General features: G+C 67.3%; 21 protein-coding genes. 7 read left to right on the forward strand and 14 right to left on the reverse strand.

Annotation, left to right across the window (positions count from 1 at the left end):
- Window positions 1–34 precede the first annotated feature (34 nt).
- From AL3_RS12740 to AL3_RS12750, 3 genes are all read right to left on the reverse strand, one after another.
- A complete protein-coding gene (locus AL3_RS12740; RefSeq protein ID WP_066301458.1) occupies window positions 35–880 on the reverse strand; it encodes a CPBP family intramembrane glutamic endopeptidase in 846 nt (281 codons plus the stop codon).
- A 2-nt stretch (window positions 881–882) separates the two neighbouring features.
- Complete coding sequence (locus tag AL3_RS12745) at window positions 883–2,802, reverse strand: AMP-binding protein (protein ID WP_066301460.1); 1,920 nt, start codon at window positions 2,800–2,802, stop codon at window positions 883–885.
- 88 nt (window positions 2,803–2,890) lie between these two features.
- On the reverse strand, window positions 2,891–3,901 hold the full coding sequence (locus AL3_RS12750) for an AEC family transporter (protein WP_246168510.1): 1,011 nt from the start codon (window positions 3,899–3,901) through the stop codon (window positions 2,891–2,893).
- A gap of 258 nt (window positions 3,902–4,159) precedes the next feature.
- Here AL3_RS12750 and AL3_RS12755 point away from each other — a divergent pair, with 258 nt between their 5' ends.
- The 4 genes from AL3_RS12755 to AL3_RS12770 all read left to right on the forward strand — a co-directional run bounded on the left by AL3_RS12755 (window position 4,160) and on the right by AL3_RS12770 (window position 8,482).
- Entirely contained in the window at window positions 4,160–4,807 is a 648-nt protein-coding gene (locus AL3_RS12755; RefSeq protein WP_066301464.1) for a GntR family transcriptional regulator, read from the forward strand.
- Between the two features lie 18 nt (window positions 4,808–4,825).
- Complete coding sequence (locus AL3_RS12760) at window positions 4,826–6,343, forward strand: MmgE/PrpD family protein (protein WP_066301467.1); 1,518 nt, start codon at window positions 4,826–4,828, stop codon at window positions 6,341–6,343.
- The gene (gene prpB / locus AL3_RS12765; protein ID WP_066301469.1) at window positions 6,344–7,267 is read left to right on the forward strand and encodes a methylisocitrate lyase; all 924 of its coding nucleotides are present in this window, start codon (window positions 6,344–6,346) and stop codon (window positions 7,265–7,267) included.
- Window positions 7,268–7,348: 81 nt separating this feature from the next.
- Window positions 7,349–8,482: a bifunctional 2-methylcitrate synthase/citrate synthase gene (locus AL3_RS12770; RefSeq protein WP_066301473.1), complete on the forward strand. Its 1,134-nt coding sequence runs from the start codon at window positions 7,349–7,351 to the stop codon at window positions 8,480–8,482.
- Between the two features lie 83 nt (window positions 8,483–8,565).
- On the opposite strand, the gene AL3_RS19055 is transcribed toward AL3_RS12770, so the two are convergent.
- Complete coding sequence (locus tag AL3_RS19055; RefSeq protein WP_066301476.1) at window positions 8,566–9,213, reverse strand: MerR family transcriptional regulator; 648 nt, start codon at window positions 9,211–9,213, stop codon at window positions 8,566–8,568.
- Between the two features lie 79 nt (window positions 9,214–9,292).
- Here AL3_RS19055 and AL3_RS12780 point away from each other — a divergent pair, with 79 nt between their 5' ends.
- Window positions 9,293–9,769, forward strand: coding sequence for a DUF4188 domain-containing protein (locus AL3_RS12780; protein WP_066301478.1), 477 nt, complete (start codon window positions 9,293–9,295; stop codon window positions 9,767–9,769).
- A 70-nt stretch (window positions 9,770–9,839) separates the two neighbouring features.
- On the opposite strand, the gene AL3_RS12785 is transcribed toward AL3_RS12780, so the two are convergent.
- From AL3_RS12785 to AL3_RS12830, 10 genes are all read right to left on the reverse strand, one after another.
- Window positions 9,840–10,358, reverse strand: coding sequence for an 8-oxo-dGTP diphosphatase (locus AL3_RS12785; RefSeq protein WP_246168509.1), 519 nt, complete (start codon window positions 10,356–10,358; stop codon window positions 9,840–9,842).
- Window positions 10,355–11,296 carry a site-specific tyrosine recombinase XerD gene (xerD, locus tag AL3_RS12790; protein WP_066301553.1) on the reverse strand — a complete coding sequence of 314 codons (942 nt, stop codon included), beginning with the start codon at window positions 11,294–11,296 and terminating at the stop codon, window positions 10,355–10,357. Before xerD ends, AL3_RS12785 begins: the two co-directional genes overlap by 4 nt.
- A gap of 284 nt (window positions 11,297–11,580) precedes the next feature.
- Complete coding sequence (locus tag AL3_RS12795) at window positions 11,581–12,249, reverse strand: NUDIX domain-containing protein (protein ID WP_066301480.1); 669 nt, start codon at window positions 12,247–12,249, stop codon at window positions 11,581–11,583.
- A 4-nt stretch (window positions 12,250–12,253) separates the two neighbouring features.
- A complete protein-coding gene (gene pyrG / locus AL3_RS12800; RefSeq protein WP_066301483.1) occupies window positions 12,254–13,948 on the reverse strand; it encodes a CTP synthase in 1,695 nt (564 codons plus the stop codon).
- Window positions 13,945–15,693: a DNA repair protein RecN gene (recN, locus tag AL3_RS12805; RefSeq protein WP_066301489.1), complete on the reverse strand. Its 1,749-nt coding sequence runs from the start codon at window positions 15,691–15,693 to the stop codon at window positions 13,945–13,947. Before recN ends, pyrG begins: the two co-directional genes overlap by 4 nt.
- Window positions 15,690–16,634: an NAD kinase gene (locus AL3_RS12810; protein WP_066301492.1), complete on the reverse strand. Its 945-nt coding sequence runs from the start codon at window positions 16,632–16,634 to the stop codon at window positions 15,690–15,692. Before AL3_RS12810 ends, recN begins: the two co-directional genes overlap by 4 nt.
- A gap of 51 nt (window positions 16,635–16,685) precedes the next feature.
- Entirely contained in the window at window positions 16,686–17,543 is an 858-nt protein-coding gene (locus AL3_RS12815; protein WP_066301495.1) for a TlyA family RNA methyltransferase, read from the reverse strand.
- 2 nt (window positions 17,544–17,545) lie between these two features.
- Entirely contained in the window at window positions 17,546–17,824 is a 279-nt protein-coding gene (locus AL3_RS12820; protein ID WP_246168505.1) for a hypothetical protein, read from the reverse strand.
- A 9-nt stretch (window positions 17,825–17,833) separates the two neighbouring features.
- Window positions 17,834–18,829, reverse strand: a complete 996-nt coding sequence (locus tag AL3_RS12825; protein WP_066301498.1) for an HAD-IIA family hydrolase — start codon at window positions 18,827–18,829, stop codon at window positions 17,834–17,836.
- On the reverse strand, window positions 18,822–19,682 hold the full coding sequence (locus AL3_RS12830) for a tetratricopeptide repeat protein (protein WP_246168502.1): 861 nt from the start codon (window positions 19,680–19,682) through the stop codon (window positions 18,822–18,824). The genes AL3_RS12825 and AL3_RS12830 overlap by 8 nt, the downstream gene beginning before the upstream one ends.
- A gap of 156 nt (window positions 19,683–19,838) precedes the next feature.
- On the opposite strand from AL3_RS12830, the gene AL3_RS18675 reads away from it, so the two are divergent.
- Window positions 19,839–20,846: a hypothetical protein gene (locus AL3_RS18675; protein WP_169795752.1), complete on the forward strand. Its 1,008-nt coding sequence runs from the start codon at window positions 19,839–19,841 to the stop codon at window positions 20,844–20,846.
- A 421-nt stretch (window positions 20,847–21,267) separates the two neighbouring features.
- The gene (locus tag AL3_RS12835; protein ID WP_083521711.1) at window positions 21,268–21,918 is read left to right on the forward strand and encodes a maleylpyruvate isomerase family mycothiol-dependent enzyme; all 651 of its coding nucleotides are present in this window, start codon (window positions 21,268–21,270) and stop codon (window positions 21,916–21,918) included.
- Window positions 21,919–22,841: the final 923 nt, after the last annotated feature.

Below are 22,841 nucleotides of genomic sequence, written 5' to 3' on the forward strand. Positions count from 1 at the left end.
ATACGCGTATTGAACAGGTTAAAGGCCGCCCCGGTTACTCCGGGGCGGCCTTTTGCCTGCCCCGGGCGAACAGCTGGGGGTGGGCCGGCGCCAGGAGGTCCACGAGGATGATGCCGGCGGCGAAGGGAACAATGCCAAGCGCCAGCATGCTCAGCCCTGCCGTCCCGGAGAAGTCCACGGCTTCGTGGCTGAGGACCAGCTGCGCGCCGGCCTGGAAGGCAGTATGGAATCCGACAGTGGTCCACACCGATCCGGACACCGTGCGCAGGTAGCCCAGCCCCAGCCCCATGCCAAGAAAGAGGAACAGGTCAGCGGTCCCGGTCCAGCCCCGCAGGGCAAGGGCGAAAACCGTGAAGAGGACAGCCTGGACTACGTTCGCTCCTAGCCCCGGCAGCCGTTCGCTGAGCACCCGCAGCACGCAGCCGCGGAACACGATTTCCTCCGGGAACGCTTCACAGAGCAGTACGGCGGCAAAAAGGAGCAGCACGGTGCCGGCCAACTCGGCCGGCCCAACCACCACGGTGAGCGGGAACCCGGTGAGCGCCAGCACCCCAAAGGCAGCGGCGGCAGGCACCAGCCACGCGGCTGCGCCCATCACAAAGGCCCGCAGCCCGTCCGGGAAGGGCACAACGCCGTCGTCCCGCCCTGAGGTGCCCGCCCCGCGGCGGGCCCGGCCGAGAATCCATCCCAGTACGCAGGCCGACACCACCGCACCAGCCACAAGGCGCAGAACGAGGGTGGGCACCGCAGCCGGGTCGCCTCCGTCCGTCAGCCGGGACAGCGCGGCCAGCGCGGCGCCGAGCCCGGCGACGGGCAGCAGCACCCGCCCGGCGAACCGGGCCGGATCCGTTATACCGGCGTTCCGGAGCCGCGCCGCCATGGTTAGGCCTCCCGCTGCACCGCCGGGCGCAGCAGCGGCACCAGGGCGTCCAGCACCGACCGGTCCTCAATGGTGGAGGGCACGGAGAAGTCCTCACCGTCGGCGATCTGGCGCATGGTCTTGCGCAGGATCTTTCCGGACCGGGTCTTGGGCAGCCCGTCGACCACGCGGACGTCGCGGAAGTCCGCCACCGGGCCGATCTGCCGGCGGACCAGGTCCGCGAGCGCCGCCTGGACTTCGGCCTCGGTGGCCGTGGACCCGGCCTTCAGCACCACGTACCCGCACGGCCGCTGGCCCTTGAGGCTGTCCCGGACACCGATCACCGCACATTCGGCGACGTCCGGGTGCTTCGCCACGGCCTGCTCGATCGCCCCGGTGGAGAGCCGGTGCCCGGCCACGTTAATCACGTCGTCGGTCCGGCCCATCACAAACACGTACCCGTCCTCATCCACATACCCGGAGTCCCCGGTGGCGTAACTGCCCTCGAAGGCTTCGAGGTAGGACGCGCGGTAGCGTTCATCGCTGCCCCACAGGGTAGACAGCGTGCCCGGCGGCAGCGGCAGGTCCAGCACGATGTTGCCCTCTGCTCCCGCAGGGACCTCAGCCCCGGTACCATCGAGAACCCGCAGCCGGAACCCCGGCACCGGGAAGGTGGGCGATCCGGCCTTCAGCGGCTGGGGGTCCAGCCCCATGGGATTGGCGCAGATCGCCCACCCGGTTTCGGTCTGCCACCAGTGATCCACCACCGGGATTCCCAGCGCATCCGAGATCCAGCGGAAAGTCTCCGGGTCCAGCCGCTCCCCCGCCGCGAACAGTGTCCGCAGCTTCGCCAGGTCGTACCCGGCGGCGAGCGCCAGCTCCGGATCTGCCCGGCGGATGGCCCGCAGCGCGGTCGGGGCGGTGAACAGGACTTCCACGTTGTGCTCCGCTGCCACCCGCCAGAAGGCGCCGGCATCGGGCGTTCCCACCGGCTTCCCCTCGTAGAGCACTGTGGTGGCACCGGCAATCAGCGGTCCGTAGACGATGTAGGAATGCCCCACTACCCAGCCAACGTCCGAGGCCGTCCACATCACCTGCCCGGGGCCGGCGTCGTAAATACTAGCCATGGACCAGGCCAGCGCGACGGCGTGCGAACCGTTGTCCCGCACCACCCCCTTGGGTGAGCCGGTGGTGCCGGAGGTGTAGAGAATGTACAGCGGGTCGGTCGCCGCCACACTCACCGGCCCCTGGGGCTGGGCGTCCGCGGCCAGCCCTGCCCAGTCTGCCCACCGGGCGCCGCCGGCGCCATCGAACTCCTGAACCGTGTGCGCAAACCCCTCCCTGGCAGCCACAATGACGGCCCGCACCCGGTGGGCGGCGCCTTCCAAGGCTTCGGCCACGGTGGGCAGGTACTCAACCCGGCGCTTGGGCTCCAGTCCCCCGCTGGCGGTGACGACGGCGTCGGGCCGGGCATCGTCGATCCGCGCCGCCAGTTCGGCCGCCGCGAACCCGCCGAACACCACCGAGTGCACCGCACCCAGCCGGGCGGTGGCCAGCATGGCGATGACGGCTTCCGGGATCATCGGCAGGTAGATGACCACCCGGTCCCCGGCCCGGACGCCCTGGGCATGCAGGACACCGGCGAAGGCCTCCACCTCGGCCAGCAGCTCCGCGTAGGTGTACGTGCGCGTCAGGCCCAGCATGGCGGAGTCATAGATCAAGGCCGCCCGGTCCCCGTGTCCGGCGAGCACGTGCCGGTCCAGTGCGTTGAAGCTGGTGTTCAGCCTGCCGTCCGGGAACCAGCGGTAAAACGGCGGGCGGCCCTCGTCCAGGGCCAGGGCCGGGGCCACATCCCAGTCCACCAGCTCCGCGGCGCTGAGCCAGAATTTCTCCGGGTTCCCGCTTGCGGCGGCGTAGGTTTCTGCGTAGCCCTCGGTGCCCATGAATCCTCCTTGATTCGCGGCTGGTATCGCAGTGCCCGTCTCCTCCGGAGGGCCACTGCCGTACCGGCCATGGTAGGGCACGGAGGTCTCAGGCGAGCCAGAATGCCACCAGCAGGATCACGGGGAAGGAGAGGAAGGAGGTCAGGAACACCACGTCCCGGGCAACCACGGACTTCATGCCGAACTGGCTGGCGAACAGGTAGACGTTCTGCGCGGTGGGCAGGGCACTCATCACCACGGCGCCGAAGAGGGCTTCCCCTTCCAGTCCGAAGACCCATCGCGCGACGGCGTAGCCCACCAGCGGAGCAGCCACGATCTTGAACATGGTGGCGGTGATGATGTCTGCCCGGACCGACCCGTCGGCGAGCGGCCGCTGGCCGAACAGGCTCATTCCGAACACCAGCAGCAGCAGTGGAACGGAGGCGTGTCCCAGCAGGGACAGGGGCTCCCACACCACGGTGGGCAGGTTCACGCCGGTCAGCGCCACAACCAGCCCGGCCACGGTCCCGATCGTCGCCGGGTTGGCAAAGGGCAGCAGGACAGCCCTGGCAGCGGCCAGCGGATGACGGCGGCGGCGGGCCGGCGCTGCCAGTGCTCCCGGACCCGCTGCCAGCCGCTCCCGGGCGAGTGCCTGCCGCCGGGCGGTAAAGGTGAACAGGGCAAGGTAGGCGGGCGCCACGATGAGCAGCTGGGCGACCAGCACGGAGATCACGGGGGTTGCGCTGCCCACCGCATAGAGCGCGATCGGCAGCCCGATGTTCCCGGCGTTTACGTAGGAAGCGCTCATCGCACCAACGGCGGTGTCAGCCGCATTCCGGCGGAGGAACAGCTTCGCCACCAGGGCATAGAGCAGCCCGCACACTGCGGTGGTCGCGAGCGCGGCCGGGGCCAGTGTCCCCAGCACCTGCTGCACGGGAGCCTCGGCCAGGAGAATGAACATCAGGGCAGGGTTGGTGATGTAGTAGATCACCGCGGTCAGCGCCGGTTTGAGGTCCTTTCCGCGGCCGAGCCGAAGGGCCGCGGCCGCGTAGCCCACCACCACGATGATCAGTACAACGGTGAATCCCTCAACAACTCCCAGCACCTGCGCGGGCCCCATTCCCTTGGTCTCAGTTTCCCTTTGTCCCAGCGCTGCCGGGGCCCAGGCCGGCGCACCGCCGCCGTTCCCATCCTGTCAGACCACGGTGGATCCAGGCCGTGCCGGGCGTCACACGGGGTCTCTCTGCACTTCCGAATCCGTCCACCTGTGTATACACAGCGGCAGCCAGGACTCGGAAATTCTGGAAACTTTCCCTCGGCGCCTGATTCTCTGTATACACTGGTGCTTCAGCGTCACACCAGTGGGAAGGAGCGCGCCATGCGTGCCAGCGACCGCGCCTACGCCATGCTCCGCGAGGACATCGTGGAATGGCGCCTTCCCCCGGGCACAGTCCTCGGCGAAGTTGAACAGTCCCAGCGTCTCGGGATTTCCCGCACTCCCCTGCGCGAGGCCCTCGGCCGGCTCACCGCCGACGGGCTCGCGGCACCGCACAACGGACGCGGCGTCGTCGTCACCCCCATTTCCCCCGAAACCGTGGGCGCGCTCTTCGAACTGCGCCAGGCCCTGGAATGCCAGGCAGCCGCCCTCGCCGCCGGCCGCCGCGATCCCGCCGTTTTCCGGGAGCTGCGCAGTGAGTTCGACGCCGCCGCGGCCCGGCTGGGAGCCGACCCGGAGGAAGATCCAGCCCGTCAGGGCTACTACGCCCTCGTGGCCCGTCTCGATACGGCGATCGACGCAGCCGCTGCCAATCCCTACCTGACCCAGGCGCTCGGTAATGTGCGCCTGCATCTTGCCAGGGTCCGCCGCCTGGCCAAGGACAATCCGGCCCGGCTGCGCGAGACCGCATCCGAGCACGCCACGATTGCCGGGGCAATCGCCTCCGGCGACCCTGCGATGGCAGCGGCCGCCACCGCCGTCCACCTGCACAAAAGCCTTGAGCACTTCAGTACCGTCCACCACCCCTGACCGAGAGGACTGCCCACCGTGAAAGCCCATAACCTGCGGGTCTACCGCAGCGATGAGAACCTTCCCCGCGAAGACCAGCTGGCCTGGAAAATCGCCGAAGTCGCCGCTGACCCGGTTGAGGTGAGCGCTGACGCCGCAGACATGGTGATCAACCGCATCATCGACAACGCCTCAGTCGCCGTCGCGTCGCTGAACCGCGCACCCATCGTGGCCGCCCGCGCGCAGGCTCTCTCCTTCGCGCCGTCGTCGGGCGGGTCCGGAGCCAGCGTCTTCGGCGTGGAAGCCAAAACCTCCCCCGAGTGGGCCGCCTGGGCCAACGGTGTCGCTGTGCGGGAACTGGACTACCACGACACGTTCCTGGCAGCCGACTACTCCCACCCCGGGGACAACATTCCGCCGATCCTCGCCGCCGCACAGCACACCGGCGCCTCCGGTGCGGACCTGCTGCGCGGCATCGCCACCGGCTACGAAATCCAGGTGAACCTGGTCAAGGCCATCTGCCTGCACAAGCACAAAATCGACCATGTGGCGCATCTCGGCCCGTCCGCCGCGGCCGGCCTCGGCACCCTGCTGGGACTGGACACCGAAACCATCTTCCAGGCCATTGGCCAGGCGCTGCACACCACCACCGCCACCCGCCAGTCCCGCAAGGGCGAAATCTCCACCTGGAAGGCCCATGCACCGGCCTTCGCCGGCAAGATGGCCGTCGAAGCGGTGGACCGGGCGATGCGCGGCCAGACCTCCCCGACCCCCATCTACGAGGGCGAAGACGGTGTGATCGCGTGGCTCCTGGACGGACCCGACGCCGCCTACACGGTGCCGCTTCCCGCTCCCGGTGAGGCGAAGCGCGCCATCCTGGACACCTACACCAAGGAACACTCCGCGGAGTACCAGGCCCAGGCCTGGATCGACCTGGCCCGGCGGATCCACCGCGAACACCCCGAGGCCACCGACCCGGCCAACGTTGCCTCGGTGCTGATCAGCACGTCGCACCACACGCACTACGTGATCGGCTCCGGCGCCAACGATCCGCAGAAGTACGATCCCACGGCCTCCCGCGAAACGCTGGACCATTCGATCCCCTACATCTTCACCGTCGCCCTGCAGGACGGCGCCTGGCACCATGTGGATTCCTACTCCCCGGAACGGGCCGGCCGGCCGGACACGGTCAACCTCTGGCACAAGGTCACCACCGTCGAGGATCCGGAATGGACCCGCCGCTACCATTCCCTGGACATCGCGGAGAAGGCCTTCGGCGGGCGGGTGGACATCACCCTCACCGACGGCCGCGTGATCACCGATGAAATTGCCGTGGCCGATGCCCACCCGCTGGGCGCCCGGCCCTTCGTCCGCGCCGACTACATCCACAAGTTCCGCACCCTCGCCGCCGGCTTGGTGTCCGAAGCGGAGATCGACCGCTTCATCGCCGCCGCCGAACGGCTGCCCGAACTCGCCCCGGGCGAACTGGACCAGCTCAACATCACCGCAGCCGCCGGCGTCATCGATCCGGCGGCAGCCCCGAAGGGACTGTTCTAAATGCTGTACTCCTCCACCACCCCCGAGCAGAAGCGCATCGCCATGCGGGAGGGCCTCACCTCCGGCACCCTGCAGCAGTATCCGGGCGCGTTTAATCCCCTTTCGGCCCGGCTGATCCAGGAGAAAGGGTTCGACGGCGTCTACATCTCCGGCGCTGTCCTCGCCAATGACCTGGGCTTGCCGGACATCGGGCTGACCACGCTCACCGAAGTCGCCACCCGCGCCGGCCAGATCGCCCGGATGACGGACCTGCCGGCCATCGTCGATGCCGACACCGGTTTCGGCGAGCCAATGAACGTGGCCCGCACCATCCAGGAACTCGAAAACGCCGGCCTGGCCGGCTGCCACATCGAGGATCAGTTCAATCCGAAGCGCTGCGGCCACCTCGACGGCAAGAACGTGGTGGACCTGGACACCGCCACCAAGCGGATCCGGGCCGCGGCGGACGCCCGGCGGGATCCAAACTTCCTGATCATGGCCCGCACCGACATCCGCGCCGTCGAGGGTCTGGAAGCCGCGCAGGACCGGGCCCGGGCCCTGGTCGAGGCCGGCGCCGACGCGATCTTCCCGGAAGCCATGAAAACGGTGGAGGAGTTCGCGGCCATCCGCGCCGCCGTCGACGTCCCGATCCTGGCCAACATGACCGAGTTCGGCAAAAGCGAGCTGTTCACCTATGACCAGCTCGCCTCCGCGGGCGTCAACATGGTCATTTATCCGGTGACCCTGCTGCGCAGCGCCATGGGTGCGGCGGAACGGACCCTGGACGTGATCCGGGCCGAGGGCACGCAGGCTGCCGCGGTTCCCAGCATGCTCACACGTGCGCGCCTGTACGATCTGGTGGATTATGAGGCGTATAACCGCTTCGATACCTCAGTTTTCAATTTCCAGGTCCCCGGGAACCCCGGAACACCGGCCCCGGCCTGACCTGGCCGTCCAGAGCCACCCACCAAGAAGAAGGCGCCGCCCCACCCCTGATCTGCGTACCACGACGAAGGAGTCCCAAAGATGACAGAAACAACCATTCACAAGGGCCTGGCCGGAGTGCTGGTGGACACCACCAGTATTTCCAAGGTCAACCCCGAGACGAACTCCCTGCTCTACCGGGGCTATCCGGTCCAGGAGCTCGCTGCCCGCTGCAGCTTTGAAGAAGTGGCCTATCTGCTGTGGAACGGCGAGCTGCCCACCGCGGAGGAACTGGCGGAATTCACCGCCGGCGAGCGGTCCCAGCGGGCCCTGACCCCGGAGCTGAAGGCGGTAATCGATGCCCTGCCGTCGACGTGTCATCCCATGGATGTCTGCCGGACCGCAGCGTCCGTTCTGGGCGCGGAGCACCCGAAGGCCGAGGACTCCTCCCGGCTGGCCAACATGGAGAAGTCCGTCAGCCTCTTTGCCGCCATGCCCGCCGTCGTCGCCTACGACCAGCGCCGCCGCCGCGGCGAGGACCTGGTGGAACCGCGGGAGGACCTCGGATACGCGGCGAACTTCCTGTGGATGACGTTCGGGGAAGAGGCCGCGCCGGATGTCGTGGAAGCCTTCAACGTTTCGATGATCCTGTACGCCGAGCATTCCTTTAACGCCTCCACGTTCACGGCGCGGGTGATCACCTCCACGCTGGCAGACCTGCACTCCGCAGTCACCGGCGCGATCGGTGCCCTCAAAGGCCCGCTGCACGGCGGCGCCAACGAAGCGGTGATGCACACGTTCGAGGCGATCACCGCCAGCGCACAGGGCGACGACGTCGCGGCCCACGCCGCGGCCTGGCTGGACTCCGCGCTGGCGGACAAGAAAAAGATCATGGGCTTCGGCCACCGGGTCTACAAGAACGGGGACTCACGCGTGCCGACCATGAAGGCCTCCCTGGACGCCATGGTCAAGCACTATGACCGGGCGGATCTGGGTGAGCTCTACACGGCCCTGGAATCGGCGATGGCCGAGCGGAAGAACATCCTGCCGAACCTCGATTACCCGGCGGGTCCGGCTTATCACCTGATGGGCTTCGACACCGCCACCTTCACGCCGCTGTTCGTCGCAGCGCGGATCACCGGGTGGACAGCGCACATCATGGAACAGCTCGAGTCCAACGCCTTGATCCGGCCGCTGAGCGAATACAACGGCGCGGACGAGCGGCACCTGGGCTAATCTGCCGCTTCAACTAATAACGCCCGCTGCGGGTTCGGCCTTCGGGCCCGCGGCGGGCGTTTTTTGTGCAGATTCAAGGCACGTTACCCGGCTCGGGGAGCCGGCGGGCCCGGTGCGGAGAACATCCGGCGGGACGCGTCCTGCTGGGCGAGCCTGCGCAGGGCCAGCAGCAGCGGCTCCACCAGGACGGTTCCCAGGACGACGTACCGCATGGCGTCGGGCGGGTTGATAGGAACCTGCTCCACCTCCCGGGTGGCCAGCTCCCGCATCGCGGCGGCATACATGTCCAGGAATCCGGCCGGAGGCTCGAAGCCGCCGTCCTCCAGGCCCTGCAGCGCCCGTTCCAGGCCGCGCCGCGCGTTATGGTCCTCCGGGTCGATCTGCCAGCCCCACGCTTCCAGCAGCGCGTCAGCCCGGGGATGCTCCGCCTGCTGCTGCTCCTGCTTCGGCTGGGCACCGGCGTCCAGGGCATGATGTGCAGCCCCGAGCAGATCATGGCCCGATTCCGGCGGATCATCGAGCTGGCGCAGCACCTCTCCCGCAGCGGCTACCGACAGGCCGCCCGCCCCCAGCAGGGCGCGGATCAGCCGCAGCCTGGCCAGGTGGCCGTCGTCGTAGTCGGCCTGCCGGGGCGCCGTCTGCCGCCCGTCATGAAGCAGGCCGGTCCGCAGGTAGAACTTGATGGTGGCCACCGGCACATCTGACGCGGCGGCTAATTCTGAGATCCGCATGGCAATCCCCCCTTGTGCTGGATAGTGTAACTCTCTAGTCTGGATAGCATCACTATCCAGCAGTGAAAGGGGCCTGGTTATGGCTCGCATCGTCAGCCAGCGTTCTACCCATCACCACACCGGCCCGCTGGTGGTCTTCCTGATCGGCATGCGGATCAACCGTCCGTGGCGTCCGGACCTGTGGATCCCGGCCTTTGCCGCCATGCCGCGGATGCTGGCGGAGCTCTCGGCCGATCCAAACTCCGGCCTGCTGGGATACCGCCTCACCATCGGGGCAGGAGGACCGCTGGTAGTTCAGTACTGGAAGTCCGCCGAGCAGCTGTTCGCCTATGCGAGCCAGCCGGACGCGGCTCACCGCCCGGCCTGGGCGGCGTTCAACCGGCGGGCCCGCAAGGCACCGGGCAGCGTCGGTATCTGGCACGAGACCTATGTGGTGGACCGTGCCGAATCGATGTATGTCGGCATGCCGCTGGCGGGGCTGGCCAAGGCCACTGCGGTGGAGCTGGTGGATGACGGCAGCCGTGCGGCGGACCGGCTGGGTCCCGCGGCGCACTAGCTCTGTCCGGAGCGGGATCAGGAGGGCCAGCCGGGCCAGGCAGGGCCAGTGCCAGCCAGATTCAGACGGGTCAGGAAAAGACGACGCTGCCCACGCACTCGTTGTCCGGAGCGAGGGTGACGGCGGCAGCAAAGTAGTCCCCGGAAAGGACCTTGGGCAGCCAGTACGCCGAGTCCTCCCACATCTGGGTATAGGGCACGGCATCCACGGAATACCAGGCAGGCGTGATCTCGGTGGACGGCTCCGGCTCCCCGGTCCAGTTCCAGGTGCGGTAGACAACGGTGGACATGTCCCACTCCGGCCGGGCAGGGAACATAAACTCAATGCTTCCAGCGGGTTCGAGGTCCTCCTCCGCGACCATAACGCCGGACTCCTCAAAGACCTCCCGCACAGCGGCCTGTCCGGAGGATTCCCCCGGCTCGACGTGCCCGCCGAGGGTGACAATCCGGCCGATGCCAAACCCCGTCTTCTTCAGGCCCAGCAGCACTTCCTGCCCGCCGTCCGGGGTTTCCCGGAACAGGAAGCAGAGCACCACAGGGGTGGCGCGGCTGGACGCCGGGTCCGGCGCTTCGCCCGGGATCCTGCTCACAGCGCGCGGGGGTGGGCCGCGGCGTACACCTCGCGCAGCGTGTCGGCGGTGACGAGGGTGTAGACCTGGGTGGTCGTCACGGATGCGTGGCCCAGCAGCTCCTGGACCACGCGCACATCGGCTCCGCCCTCCAGCAGGTGGGTGGCAAAGGAATGCCGAAGCGTGTGCGGGGAGACATCCCGGTCGATTTTTGCACGCTCGGCAGCGGCTTTCAGGATGGTCCAGGCGCTTTGCCGGCTTAGCCGTCCGCCGCGGGCATTCAGGAACAGGGCCGGTGTGCCTTTACCCTTGGCCGCTGCGCCGGGCCGGCCGCGGACCAGGTATTCGTCCAAAGCGCGGGCGGCGTAGGAGCCCAGCGGCACCAGGCGTTCCTTGGAGCCCTTGCCGAACAGGCGCACGACGTCGGGGCCGTTGGCCGGAATCCGTTCGAGGGACAGGTCGTCGATGTCCAGGCCCACGGCTTCGCTGATGCGGGCCCCGGTGGAGTACAGGAACTCGAGCAGAGCGCGGTCCCGCAGGCCGGCCGGGGTATCGAGTGGAACCGCCTCGAGCATGCGGGTGACTTCGTTGACGCTGATGGCCTTGGGCAGGCGTTTGCCCGGCATCGGCGGATGGACGTCGCTCGCCGGATCACTGGCGGTGACGCCTTCGAGCGCCCAGAATTTGTGCAGGCCGCGGACAGCCACGATGGTCCGGGCAGCGGACCGGATGCTCAGTGCTGCGGCGCCGTCCGACCCTTCAACGATCGAACGGGCGAACGCGGTGACGTCGTGGTGGGTGATGGCGGTGACGTCGGTGCGGCCGCCGGCGGCCAGGAAACGGGCGTACCGGAGCAGGTCCCGGCGGTAGGCATCAACGGTGTTCCGGGCCAGCCCGCGTTCAACGGCCATGTGCTGGAGATAGCTGCCGATCGCGCGTCCGACGGCGGTGGACCGCAGTTCGTCCTCGGCTGACCGCTTGCTCCGGGCGGCGGGGTCTCCGGCGGCGGGACGGCCTGTGCCGGCGGCTGCGGGCTTTGCAGGGGCCGCAGCGGCAGATTCAGCAGGAGCCGAGGCTGCCAGGAACGTGGCAGCAGCCAGCTCCGAGCTGTCCAGGATGAGGGTGGGGTTGAGCTGGGACTGCAGAACCAGATCGATGGTGTCGTTGATGGAAGCCCGGTCCTGCGCGGACCGGCTACCGGGGCCGCTGCCTGCGGCGGGGACGGCGGTGGACACCCATTCCCCTAGCGGACGGATCCGTGAGGCCAGGCGTGGTGCTCTGAGTGATGCTCCGGCCACGGCGCGTCGGCCGGCCGGAGGTTGTTGTAGCCGGACGGGCGTGCGGCCGCTGCGGCCAGGACGGCAGCGGCTGCCGAGGGACTGTGCAGCCGGCCTTCGAGGACCGCCTGCACGGCGTCGTCCAGATCCACCCAGAGCATCTTGATTTCGGCTTCCTCATGGAAACGTTCGTGACGTTCCGCTTCGGGAATTTCCTGGAGCCCGCGGGCCAGGTAAATGCGCAGTTCTTCGCGCGAGGAGCCGGGTGAGAGGAACAGATCGGTCAGGACGCTCCAGTCCTCAGCCACCAGGTCGGCTTCTTCTGCCAGCTCGCGTACGGCGGCCGCCAGGTAGTCCTCGCCCTCCACATCGAGCAGGCCGGCGGGGATTTCCCAGAGCGTCATCCGCACCGGATGCCGGTACTGGTTGATCAGCAGCACCTGACCGGCGTCGTTCATGACCAGGACGGCCACGGCGCCGGGGTGTGAGATGAAGTCGCGGACCAGGGGTTCGCCGTCGTCAGTCAGGGTGAATTTTTCCTTCACCACGTCCCAGATGGGACCGCTGTAGGCAACTGTGGATTCCAGCAGCCGTCGCGGACTTTGTTCGTCGGCGAACCCCCGGTCGTCGCTCATGTTCCTACGCCTCCGCGCCCTGGTGAACCAGTGCGGCCTTGACCAGCCCGGCGAAGAGCGGGTGCGGCCGGGTGGGCCGCGAGCTCAGTTCCGGGTGGGCCTGGGTGGAGACGTAGTACGGGTGAACGTCCTCGGGCAGTTCAACGAACTCCACGAGTGCACCGTCCGGGGAGGTGCCGGAGAAGACCAGGCCGGCTTCGGCGATCTGACCGCGGTAGGCGTTATTGACCTCGTAGCGGTGCCGGTGGCGTTCGGAAACGGCCGTCTTGCCATAGGTCTTGGCCACAACGGAGCCTTCGTCAAGCTTCGCGTCCCACAGTCCCAGGCGCATGGTGCCGCCCATGTCGCCCTGTCCGGCCACGATTTCCTTCTGCTCTGCCATGGTCGCGATCACCGGGTACTTGGTATCCGGTTCGAATTCGCTGGAGGAAGCACCTTCGAGGCCAACCACGTTGCGGGCGTACTCGATGACCATGCTCTGCAGGCCCAGGCACAGGCCCAGGGTCGGCAGCTTGTTTTCGCGGGCGAACTTCAGGGCACCGAGCTTGCCTTCGAGGCCGCGGATGCCGAAGCCGCCGGGCACACAGATGGCGTCGACGCCGGCCAGGGCCTTGCGCGCACCCTCTTCGGTGGCGCAGTCATCCGAGGGAACCCAGCGGATCTGGACCTTGGTGTTGTTGGCGAAACCGCCGGCACGCAGGGCCTCCGTGACGGAGAGGTAGGCGTCGGGCAGGTCGATGTACTTGCCGACCAGCGCCACCTCCACGTGGTGCTTCGGATTGTGGACTGCTTCAAGCAGGCGGTCCCACTTGGTCCAGTCGACGTCCTTGAACTTCAATCCCAGGTGCTGGACGATGTACGCGTCCAGGTTCTGGGAGTGCAGGGTCTTGGGGATGTCGTAGATGCTCGGGGCATCCGGGCAGCCGATGACGGCGTCGACGTCAACGTCGCACATACGGCCGATCTTGTCGCGCATGGCATCCGGAACCGGGCGGTCCGAGCGGATGACGATCGCGTCCGGCTGGATGCCGATGGATCGCAGGGCTGCCACGGAGTGCTGGGTCGGCTTGGTCTTCAGTTCCTGGGACGGACCGATGTACGGAACCAGGGAGACGTGCAGGAAGAAGACGTTGTTGCGGCCGATGTCCTGGCGGACCTGGCGGGCCGCTTCGAGGAACGGCTGGGACTCGATGTCGCCGACCGTGCCGCCGATTTCGGTGATGATGACGTCCGGGTGCTTCTTCGCCTCGGAGGGCAGGCGCATCCGGCGCTTGATCTCGTCGGTGATGTGCGGAATGACCTGGACGGTGTCACCGAGGTATTCGCCGCGGCGTTCCTTGGCGATGACGGTGGAGTACACCTGCCCGGTGGTCACGTTGGCCGACCCGTCGAGGCTCTCATCAAGGAAACGCTCGTAATGGCCAATGTCGAGGTCCGTTTCGGCGCCGTCATCGGTCACGAAGACTTCACCGTGCTGGAAGGGGTTCATTGTGCCCGGATCCACGTTGAGATAGGGATCGAGCTTTTGCATGGTCACCGAGAGGCCGCGTGCCCGAAGCAGGTGACCGAGGCTGGAGGCCGTCAGTCCCTTGCCGAGGGACGATGCCACGCCGCCGGTGACAAAGATGTGTTTGGTCGTAGAAGACGACTTGGGAAACCTGGAATTTGATCGCTGCACCACGGAATTCGAGCCTATCACCTTTTGTTGGTCTGGGTAGTTGCTTCACCGGGGACGGCAGCCGTCGCCAGCAGTTCCTCGGCGTGGGCGCGGGCCGACTCCGAGTCCTCGTGGCCTGCGAGCATCCGGGCCAGTTCCCTGATCCGGGCCTCGCGGTCCAGCACCACGACGTCGCTGGCGGTTACGCCGGATCCGTCGCCTGCCGAGGTTGAGGTTTTAATCACGCGGATGTGGTGGCCGGCGAAGGCCGCCACCTGCGGCAGGTGCGTGACCACAATGACCTGAACATGGCGGGCCAGCATGGCCAGCCGCCTGCCGATTTCGATGGCGGCCTTGCCGCCGACGCCGGCGTCAACTTCGTCAAAGACAAACGTCGGGACCGGGTCCACCTCAGCCAGCACCACTTCGATGGCCAGCATCACACGGGAGAGTTCACCGCCGGACGCGCCCTTGCCCAGCGGGCGGGGCGGCGCCCCGGGGTGCGGGGCCAGGAGGAATTCGATGGCGTCCGCGCCGTGTGGTCCCATCTCGCCGGTGTTTTCCACGTTGATGACCAGGCGGGCATCCGGCATCGCCAGGGCCGCGAGTTCGGCGCTGACCCGGCTGGAGAGTTCCCCGGCGGCCTCGGCGCGCAGCTTGGTCAGCCCGGCGGCCTCATCCTGCAGCCGGGTCTCAAGCGCCGTCAGCTCGGCTTCGAGGAATTCGATCCGGTTGCCGTCGTCGCCCAGGTCCGCAAGGCGTGCCCGGCTCGTTTCGGCCCATTCCAGGACCTCGTCGATGGACGGCGCATATTTGCGGACCAGCGTCGCCAGTTCGGCGCGCCGGGACTCCACTTCGGCCAGCCGGCCCGGTCCCTCGCCGTCGAGCGAGGCACTGTAGCTGGAGAGCTCCGCAGCGATGTCCGTCAGGATGTAGCCGACTTCCGCCAGCCGCTGGCCGGCCTGCGCCAGCGCTGGGTCGTGTTCGCCGGCCTGTTCCAGCTGGCGCTTGGCGGCGTCCACCAGGGAGGTCGCGTCGGATCCGTCGGCGAAGTCCCCGGCCACCAGTGCCTCGTGCGCCTTGACGGACGCTGTCCGCAGTTCTTCGATGTTGCCCAGGCGCATGGCCTCGGTCTTCAGCGTTTCATCTTCCGCCGGCTCGGGTGCCGCGGCGTCGATCTCTGCCAGCGATGCTGCCAGGAACTCCGCCTCCCGTACCCGTTCCCGTGCGGTCTCCCGCAGCTCCGAGAGCTCAGCAGCAGCGGCCCGCCAGCGGGCGTACCCGGTGCGGTAGTCCTCCAGCGCGGCGCGCAGGGACTCCCCCGCGTACTTGTCCAGTGCCTCGCGCTGGGCCGTGGCACTCTTGAGCCGCAGCTGGTCGGTCTGGCCGTGCACCGCAACGAGGTGGCTGCCCACTTCCCCGAGGACTCCGACGGGCGCCGAACGCCCGCCCAGGTGGGCGCGGCTGCGGCCGTCGGCGTTAACGGTGCGGGCCACCAGGAGTTCGACGCCGCCGTCGACCTTTTCGAGCTCTGCCCCGGCTTCCACGGACCGCAGCACGGCGGGGCTTTGCTCCGGCAGCCGGACCACGGCTTCGGCCAGCGCTGATTTGGCACCGGTGCGGACGGCTCCGGCATCCGACCGTGCGCCCAGCAGGAGTCCCAGGGCCGTGATCACCATGGTCTTGCCGGCACCGGTCTCGCCGGTGACGACGGTGAATCCGGACCCCAGAGTCAGCGTTGCATCGGTGATGACACCAAGGTCGCGAATGCGTATTTCCTCGATCACGGAATTCCTCCTCCGCCTTCGGCTGCGTCTGCAGGATGGTTCACGGGTCCGCGCCAGCCCTGTGTGGGCAGCTGGAACTTACGGACCAGCCGTTCCGAGAACGGAGTTTCGTGGGTGCGTGCCAGGCGGACCGGCACGCTGGACCTGGTGACTTCCACCCGCGCTCCGGGCGGGAGATTGAAGCTGCGCCGTCCGTCGCACCAGAGCACACCGTTTGCGGCGTTCCGGGCCAGGATCTCCACCGCGAGGATGGATTCCGGGGCAACGACCAGCGGCCGGGAGAACACGGCGTGGGCGCTGATCGGCGTGATGAGCAGGGCTTCCACTTCCGGCCAGACCACGGGACCGCCGGCGGAAAAGGCATAGGCCGTGGAACCGGTGGGGGTGGCCATGACCACGCCGTCGCAGCCGAAGGATGAAATGGGACGTGCGTCCACCTCCATCACGATTTCGAGCATGCGCTGGCGGTCGGCTTTCTCCACGGCGGCTTCGTTCAGGGCCCAGGTATGGGCCAGCAGGGTGCTGTCCAGCCAGACCTTGACGTCGATCGTCATCCGCTCTTCGACGGTGTAGGCCCGGTCCACGACCCAGCGCACCGTTTTTTCCAGGTCCTCGCGTTCACTTTCGGCCAGGAATCCCACGTGCCCCAGGTTCACGCCCAGCAGGGGAACCTCGGTGCCCCGCACCAGTTCCGCGGCGCGGAGGATGGTGCCGTCACCGCCGAGCACCATGCCCAGGTCCACCCCGCCGAGCTGGACGTCGTCGTGCAGGATCTCGGTGGGTGCCGTGAGCTGCCCGTATTCGGCCTGGATGTCCTCCAGGTCCTGGGCACGCATGACCGGGGTCAGCCCGGCGGCATGCAGCTGGGTGCAGACTTCCTGGGCCGCAGCCATGGCGGCCTTCCGGCCGGTGTGCGCGAGCACCAGTATTCGTCTGCTCATATTTTTCCAGTCCTGTTCTGCCCCGCGAGGGGCAAGTGTGTTGCTGTCCGGTCAGTCTTGTACGCCTTCCGGCACCTCTGCAAACGCCGGTCCCTCCTCGGAGGTTTCCTCGAACACGTCATTGACCAGTGCTGATGCTGCCGTCGACCGGTCGGCTGCGGCACGCACGGAGCTCGCTGGAACCGTCATCCACATAAAGAATTCCACATTCCCGTTCTGGCCGGGCAAAGGACTGCGGGCGATTCCGGCAATTTCCAGACCCGCGCCGACGGCGGCCTCGGCCACACGCTCAACTGCCAGGCGGTGCCGGGCGGGGTCGGTGACGACGCCGGTGCGGTTCAGCAGTTCGCGTCCCACCTCGAACTGCGGTTTAACCATCAGCAGCAGGCTGCCGCCGGGACTGGTGGCAGCAGCCAGCGGCCCGACAACCATGGTCAGGGAGATAAAGCTAAGGTCGGCAACCGTGAGCTCCACGGTGCCGCCGATCTGGTCCGGGGTGAAGTAGCGGACGTTCATACCCTCGAAGACACGCACCCGGGGGTCGGCGCGCAGCGAGTCCACGAGCTGTCCGTGGCCCACGTCCACTGCGGCAACCTCCCGCGCCCCGGCACGCAGCAGCACATCCGTGAACCCGCCCGTGGAGGCACCGGCGTCCAGGCAGCGGAGCCCGGCCGGTGACACCCCGGGGAAGGCCGCCAGCGCGCCGGCCAGTTTGTGCCCTGCCCTGCTGACGTAGTCCGGGCCGCCGTCGTCCGCGATGCTCAGCAGCTCCTCCGGCTGGACGGCAGCCGAAGCCTTGGTCAGCACCGTGCCGTCGCGGGCGACCCGGCCGGCAGCAATAAGCTTCGCCGCGTGGGTGCGGGAGCGCGCGAGGCCACGGCTAACGAGTTCCTGGTCCAGCCTGCCCACGGCTACCCCGCTCCCGGTCCGGGAACGGGGCTCCCCTGGGTTCCCGGGGATTCCTCGTTCAGGGCCGCAAGCAGCCCGTCATGCAGTCCCGCATAAAGGCCGGCGTGTTCTGCCACCGGGAGCTCAGGCACCCGGTCCAGCCCGGCCAGCACGGCGTCGACCCGGGGGTCGCCGGTTGTGACCGGAGCGTCCGGAACACGCATGGCAGCGCTTTCCCGGGCGGGATGGTTTCCGGCCGCCGGAACCGCCTCCGTTCCAGGATCCTCTTCGTTTTTGTCCACGGCCTCAGCCTAGCTGCCGCTGCCGACAGTCCAGCGGACTTCGGGGCTGGTCGCCGCCGGGGAGTCCGGGTGGGCGTCCCACCACGCTGCACAGGCCGCCCGCCACCCGTCGAGGGTCTCTTCGGGCGCCGTGATCTCCACCGCGCCTCCCACCACCCGGGCGAGGGCGTCCCCGCAGCGGTAGCCTTCCCCGGAACGGGCCACCTCCGGGTAGGGCTCATAGAGGGCCGCGAGGTTCGGGATCAGATGGACCGGCCGTTCCGCGGCGCGGGCTGCCAGCGCAGTGGCCGGGGTGTCCACGCCGGTGAGAACCAGCGCTGTTGCGTAGCCCGCAGTGTTGCCGCCGAGGATGTCGGTATCCAGCCGGTCGCCGACGACGAGCGGCCGCGAGACACCAAGGTGCCGGGCCGCCGTCGTAAACAGGGGTGCCTCCGGTTTCCCGGCAACCAGCGGTGTCCTGCCGGTGGCGGCCGCCACCGCGGCCACCAGTGTGCCGTTACCCGGGGCGATGCCGCGGGCCTGCGGGATGGAGAGGTCGGTGTTCGTAGCGACCCAGACGGCCCCGGCCGCGACGGCGAAGGCCGTCTCTGCCAGGTCCTTCCAGCCCAGTTCCGGATCGAAACCCTGGATCACGGCCACCGGCCCGTCATCGGCGGAGCTCACCGGTTCCAGATCCTGGGCACGGACCTGGTCCGCCAGCGTGGCGCTGCCGGTCACCAGGACCCGGCTGCGGGCAGGGACCAGTCCGGCAAGCAGCTCGGCCCCGGCCTGCGCAGAACCGAACACGGTTTCGGCGGTGGCCGGCGCGCCCAGGTCCCGCAAGTGCGCGGCAACCGTTTCCGAGGAACGGGAGGCGTTGTTCGTTACGTAGGCCAGCTTGATGCCGGCGGCTTCCAGCCGCTGCAGTGCCTCCGGTGCACCCGGGATGGCGTGCGGTCCGGCATAAACAACGCCGTCGAGGTCCGCAAAGACCGCGTCGAAGTTCTCTACCAGCGCCCTAGTCATGACGCTCCGCGGTGTCCTCGGCTTCCACATCGCTGCCAAGGCCGGGTTCCCCCGCCTCCGCCTCTACGGATGCATCGTCCTCATCGGCTTCTTCTGCTTCTTCGGCACCAAGGAGGGCTTCACGCTCGTCACCGGGCAGGGCGTCGTCGGATTCGTCCTCTTCAGAGGCCGGAACGGCGGCCTCAGGGACCTGGGCATAGTTGCCGGAGCGGTCCTCAGCGGAGGCTGCGGCATCCCCTTCGGCGGAGTTTTCTTCGACGGAGTCCCGGCGGAAGCGCGGCTTGGCCGGAGCTTCGTCGTCGTCGCCCAGATCCATAATCTCGGGTTCAGCGAACTCTCCCATGCCGAGCACGCTTTCGGCCAGCAGTGCCTGCCGGCGCCAGGGCTCGGCTTCGCCGCCGCGTCCTGCGAGTTCCAGGGCATCGGCGTAGGCGCGGAACAGCCGGGGGCTGTAGGGGAACGCACGGTTCTTATCCAGCTGCGGGATCTCCAGGGCGTGAACGGCGGCGTCGTACTGCTCCATGTCCATCCGGGCACCCGAGGCTGCGATCGCCATGTCCACCTTGCCGGCAGCATCCATTTCGGCTGCTTCTTCTGAGCGTGCCAGGTCCAGGGCACGGTCAGGACGGCCCAGCCCGCGTTCGCAGTCAGCCATCATGGCCAGGTATTCGTTCGAGCCGCTGATCCGCCGGTGGGTACGGAACTCGCGCAGCGCGTCACCGAACTCCCCTGCGGCGTAGGCGGTCAGGGCGACTGCTTCACGGACGGCTGCCATGCGTCCGCCGCGGCGGCTGGCTGCGAGAGCGTGCTGGAAAGCCAGCTCCGGGTCGGTGTCAATCAGGCGTCCGGCCATCACCAGGTGCTTGGAAACCCACTCGCCGTTGACCTCTTCAAGGTTGCGCAGCTGGGCGCGGGTGACCTTGTCCAGCTCCTGGCCTGTGACGTCATCATCAATCTCCGGCGACCGTTCGCGGTCTGAGCGGTTGGCGCTGCGAAGATCCCGGGCATTGTGCTTGCGCTCGGTAACCGGCGCCTCATCGGTGCCGCGTGCCCGGTCGTTGCTCCTGTCGGTGCTCCGGGAATCATTGCTCCGGAACGGACGGTCGGACGACGGACGGCGATCCGAGTCCTTGCGGAACGGCTTACGGTCACCGCGGCCGGCACCACCGGCATAAGGCTTACGATCACCACGGTCATTGCTGAACGGCTTACGCTCACCATCACGAGCCGGACGATCACCAAACGGCTTACGCGCTCCACGATCATCGCCACCAGCAAAGGGCTTACGATCACCACGGTCACTATTGAACGGCTTACGCTCATCACGGCCGGCATACGGCTTACGGTCACCACGATCATTACTGAACGGCTTACGGTCACCACGATCACTGCCGAACGACTTGCGCTCACCATCACGAGCCGGACGATCACCAAACGGCTTACGGTCACCACGGTCACTATTGAACGGCTTACGCTCATCACGGCCGGCATACGGCTTACGGTCACCACGATCATTACTGAACGGCTTACGCTCATCACGGCCGGCACCACCGGCATAAGGCTTACGATCACCACGATCACTGCCGAACGACTTACGCTCACCATCACGAGCCGGACGATCACCAAACGGCTTACGCGCTCCACGATCATCGCCACCAGCAAAGGGCTTACGATCACCACGATCACTGCCGAACGGCTTACGCTCACCATCACGAGCCGGACGATCACCAAACGGCTTACGCGCTCCACGATCATCGCCACCAGCAAAGGGCTTACGATCACCACGATCACTGCCGAACGACTTGCGCTCACCATCACGAGCCGGACGATCACCAAACGGCTTACGCGCTCCACGATCATCGCCACCAGCAAAGGGCTTACGATCACCACGATCACTGCCGAACGGCTTCCGCTCATCACGGCCCGCATAAGGCTTACGATCGCGATCGTTGGAGAAGGAACGCCGTTCTCCGTCGCGGGTCGGACGGCTGGCGGACGGCTGGCGGTCGTTGTATGACTTGCGCTGCGGAGGCTTGCGATCGTTCGCCTTGGGGCGTCCCTGGCTGTCGCGTTCTTCTCTGTTGTTCTGCTCGGACATGCTGAGTTCCTCTCGTCGTGAGCCGACCAACGGATTAACTGCAGTCGCTCGTCACTATGTATGTGTAGGTGATGTGCAGGATCTGGCCTGCGAAAGTCGTGGGACCACCTTGGGTCATCTTCAATTCTAAGCCAGTACGGCAGCACAGCCGTCCCCAGTCCCCGCTGTGGCAGTTTGACGCCAGTGAATCTCGCCACTGTCGTCCAAGGAGCGGCAGAGTCCGCTATGTCCCGAATGTGGAATTGTCCATGCGGAGCCGGTTTCACCACGGCATCTCCTACGGAGGCTGGCTCGGGGTCAGCCTACGCTCAGCGTTGGATAATCGTGTTTTAGTTGCTGCATGCCTTCCAAAGAATGGCCGATGGTGTGGCCTGCCGTGCATGAAGAACGACGGGCGCTCATCGACGACCTCACATCCCTCCGGCCAGAACAGTGGGCGGCCCCTTCCCTATGTCCTGGCTGGGACATCCACGATGTCCTCGCCCATCTTGTAAGCACAGCGAAAACCACCCGGTGGGGATTTCTTCGCGGCATGATCGCGGCCCGGTTCGATTTTGACCGCGATAACGCAGCGGGAATAGCTCGGGAACGGGCGGCGACTCCGGCTGGCACTCTTGCTGAATTCCGTCGCGTCATAGATGAAACGAACACGCCGCCCGCGGCACCTGCAACCCGGCTGGTCGAGGCAATCGTTCATGCCGAGGATATTCGACGCCCTCTGGGTAAGACTCGTGAGTATCCTGTCGAGCACGTTGCCACAGCACTGCGTTATCAGCTGAAGACAACCGTCGCCATGGGAGGCGGCAAACAGCGGGCTGTAGGATTACGGCTCATGGCGGACGACTCCGGTGTCGTTTCAGGCTCCGGCGGCATCGTGCGGGGATCGACCCTATCCTTGCTTCTGGCAGTCTCAGGCCGCCCAGTCCACCCGGACGAGTTTACGGGCGAAGGCACCGCTGATTTTTTGAGACGACTCGCCCTGACCGACTAAGCACCCCTCCGCACCCGCGCACCGCAGCCGACTACTCCCTCGCCAACAGGCCTGCCCGCTGCTGGCCCGTCCACTCCAGTACGCGTTCCCACTCTTTGTTGCGTCCCGGGGCTGGTGTGACCTCAGGAGGTTACACCTGTCACGGAGAGTGGGAAGGCGTGTCGCTGCGATGGCCGAGTTGTTCAGATACGGCGGCAGTCGGGGTTGGGGAGAGTGGGTGACCGCCGTGTTTCCCAGCCGTCGTTGCCCATGAGGTGGGTGAGGTCACAGCAGGTCACTTCTGTCACGAGGGGTGGGAACTGCGGGCTTATTTGGCCCCGGACGTCATGAGAGTGGTTGAGGTTCCCGTCTGGGTGCGCAGCCCTAGTGGCCTAAGCGTCGGCAGTCCACGTTAGGTGCGCACCGGGCGTCCACATGCGGAGCACTACCCAGGCAAGTGTGCGTGGGTGCGCAGCTCTGGTGACCAAGAACGCCAACAGCCCGCATTACCTGCGCACCGAGGAATGCAGGTGTGGAGCAACACCCGGCAGGTAGGCGTGGGTGCGCAGCTCCGGCTGCCTGGGCCCCAGCAACCCGCATTATCTGCGCACCGAGCAACTTGTGTGGGAGGCCAGCATCGCTGGGTGCGCAGCTCTGGTGACCTGGACCTCAGAAGTCCGCATTATCTGCTCACCGAGCAACGGGCCGGAGGCGCCGGCATCGCTGGGTGCGCAGCTCTGGCCACCAGGAGCGCCTGCAACCCGCGTTAGCTGCGCACCAGGGTGTCCGACCGCGGAGCACCACCTAACCAGGTTGGCGTGGGTGCGCGGCCGGTGGGATGAACTTCACAACACCCGCCATTCCCCGCGGACCGGACGCCGGCTGAACGGCAGTCGAAACCGGCCGGCCCGGTCCTGGGCTGGTGCTGCGGGGGGTTAAACGGG

The sequence above is a fragment of the Arthrobacter luteolus NBRC 107841 genome, from assembly GCF_001552075.1.
GTDB lineage: Bacteria > Actinomycetota > Actinomycetes > Actinomycetales > Micrococcaceae > Arthrobacter_B > Arthrobacter_B luteolus.

Excerpts from the sequence above, each read along its gene's own strand:
- AL3_RS12740 (WP_066301458.1), bottom strand. The coding sequence starts at position 880 with ATGGCGGCGCGGCTCCGGAACGCCGGTATAACGGATCCGGCCCGGTTC.
- AL3_RS12745 (WP_066301460.1), bottom strand. The coding sequence starts at position 2,802 with ATGGGCACCGAGGGCTACGCAGAAACCTACGCCGCCGCAAGCGGGAAC.
- AL3_RS12750 (WP_246168510.1), bottom strand. The coding sequence starts at position 3,901 with ATGGGGCCCGCGCAGGTGCTGGGAGTTGTTGAGGGATTCACCGTTGTA.
- AL3_RS12755 (WP_066301464.1), top strand. The coding sequence starts at position 4,160 with ATGCGTGCCAGCGACCGCGCCTACGCCATGCTCCGCGAGGACATCGTG.
- prpB (WP_066301469.1), top strand. The coding sequence starts at position 6,344 with ATGCTGTACTCCTCCACCACCCCCGAGCAGAAGCGCATCGCCATGCGG.
- AL3_RS12770 (WP_066301473.1), top strand. The coding sequence starts at position 7,349 with ATGACAGAAACAACCATTCACAAGGGCCTGGCCGGAGTGCTGGTGGAC.
- AL3_RS19055 (WP_066301476.1), bottom strand. The coding sequence starts at position 9,213 with ATGCGGATCTCAGAATTAGCCGCCGCGTCAGATGTGCCGGTGGCCACC.
- AL3_RS12780 (WP_066301478.1), top strand. The coding sequence starts at position 9,293 with ATGGCTCGCATCGTCAGCCAGCGTTCTACCCATCACCACACCGGCCCG.
- AL3_RS12795 (WP_066301480.1), bottom strand. The coding sequence starts at position 12,249 with ATGAGCGACGACCGGGGGTTCGCCGACGAACAAAGTCCGCGACGGCTG.
- AL3_RS12810 (WP_066301492.1), bottom strand. The coding sequence starts at position 16,634 with ATGAGCAGACGAATACTGGTGCTCGCGCACACCGGCCGGAAGGCCGCC.
- AL3_RS12825 (WP_066301498.1), bottom strand. The coding sequence starts at position 18,829 with ATGACTAGGGCGCTGGTAGAGAACTTCGACGCGGTCTTTGCGGACCTC.
- AL3_RS12830 (WP_246168502.1), bottom strand. The coding sequence starts at position 19,682 with ATGGCCGGACGCCTGATTGACACCGACCCGGAGCTGGCTTTCCAGCAC.
- AL3_RS12835 (WP_083521711.1), top strand. The coding sequence starts at position 21,268 with ATGCCTTCCAAAGAATGGCCGATGGTGTGGCCTGCCGTGCATGAAGAA.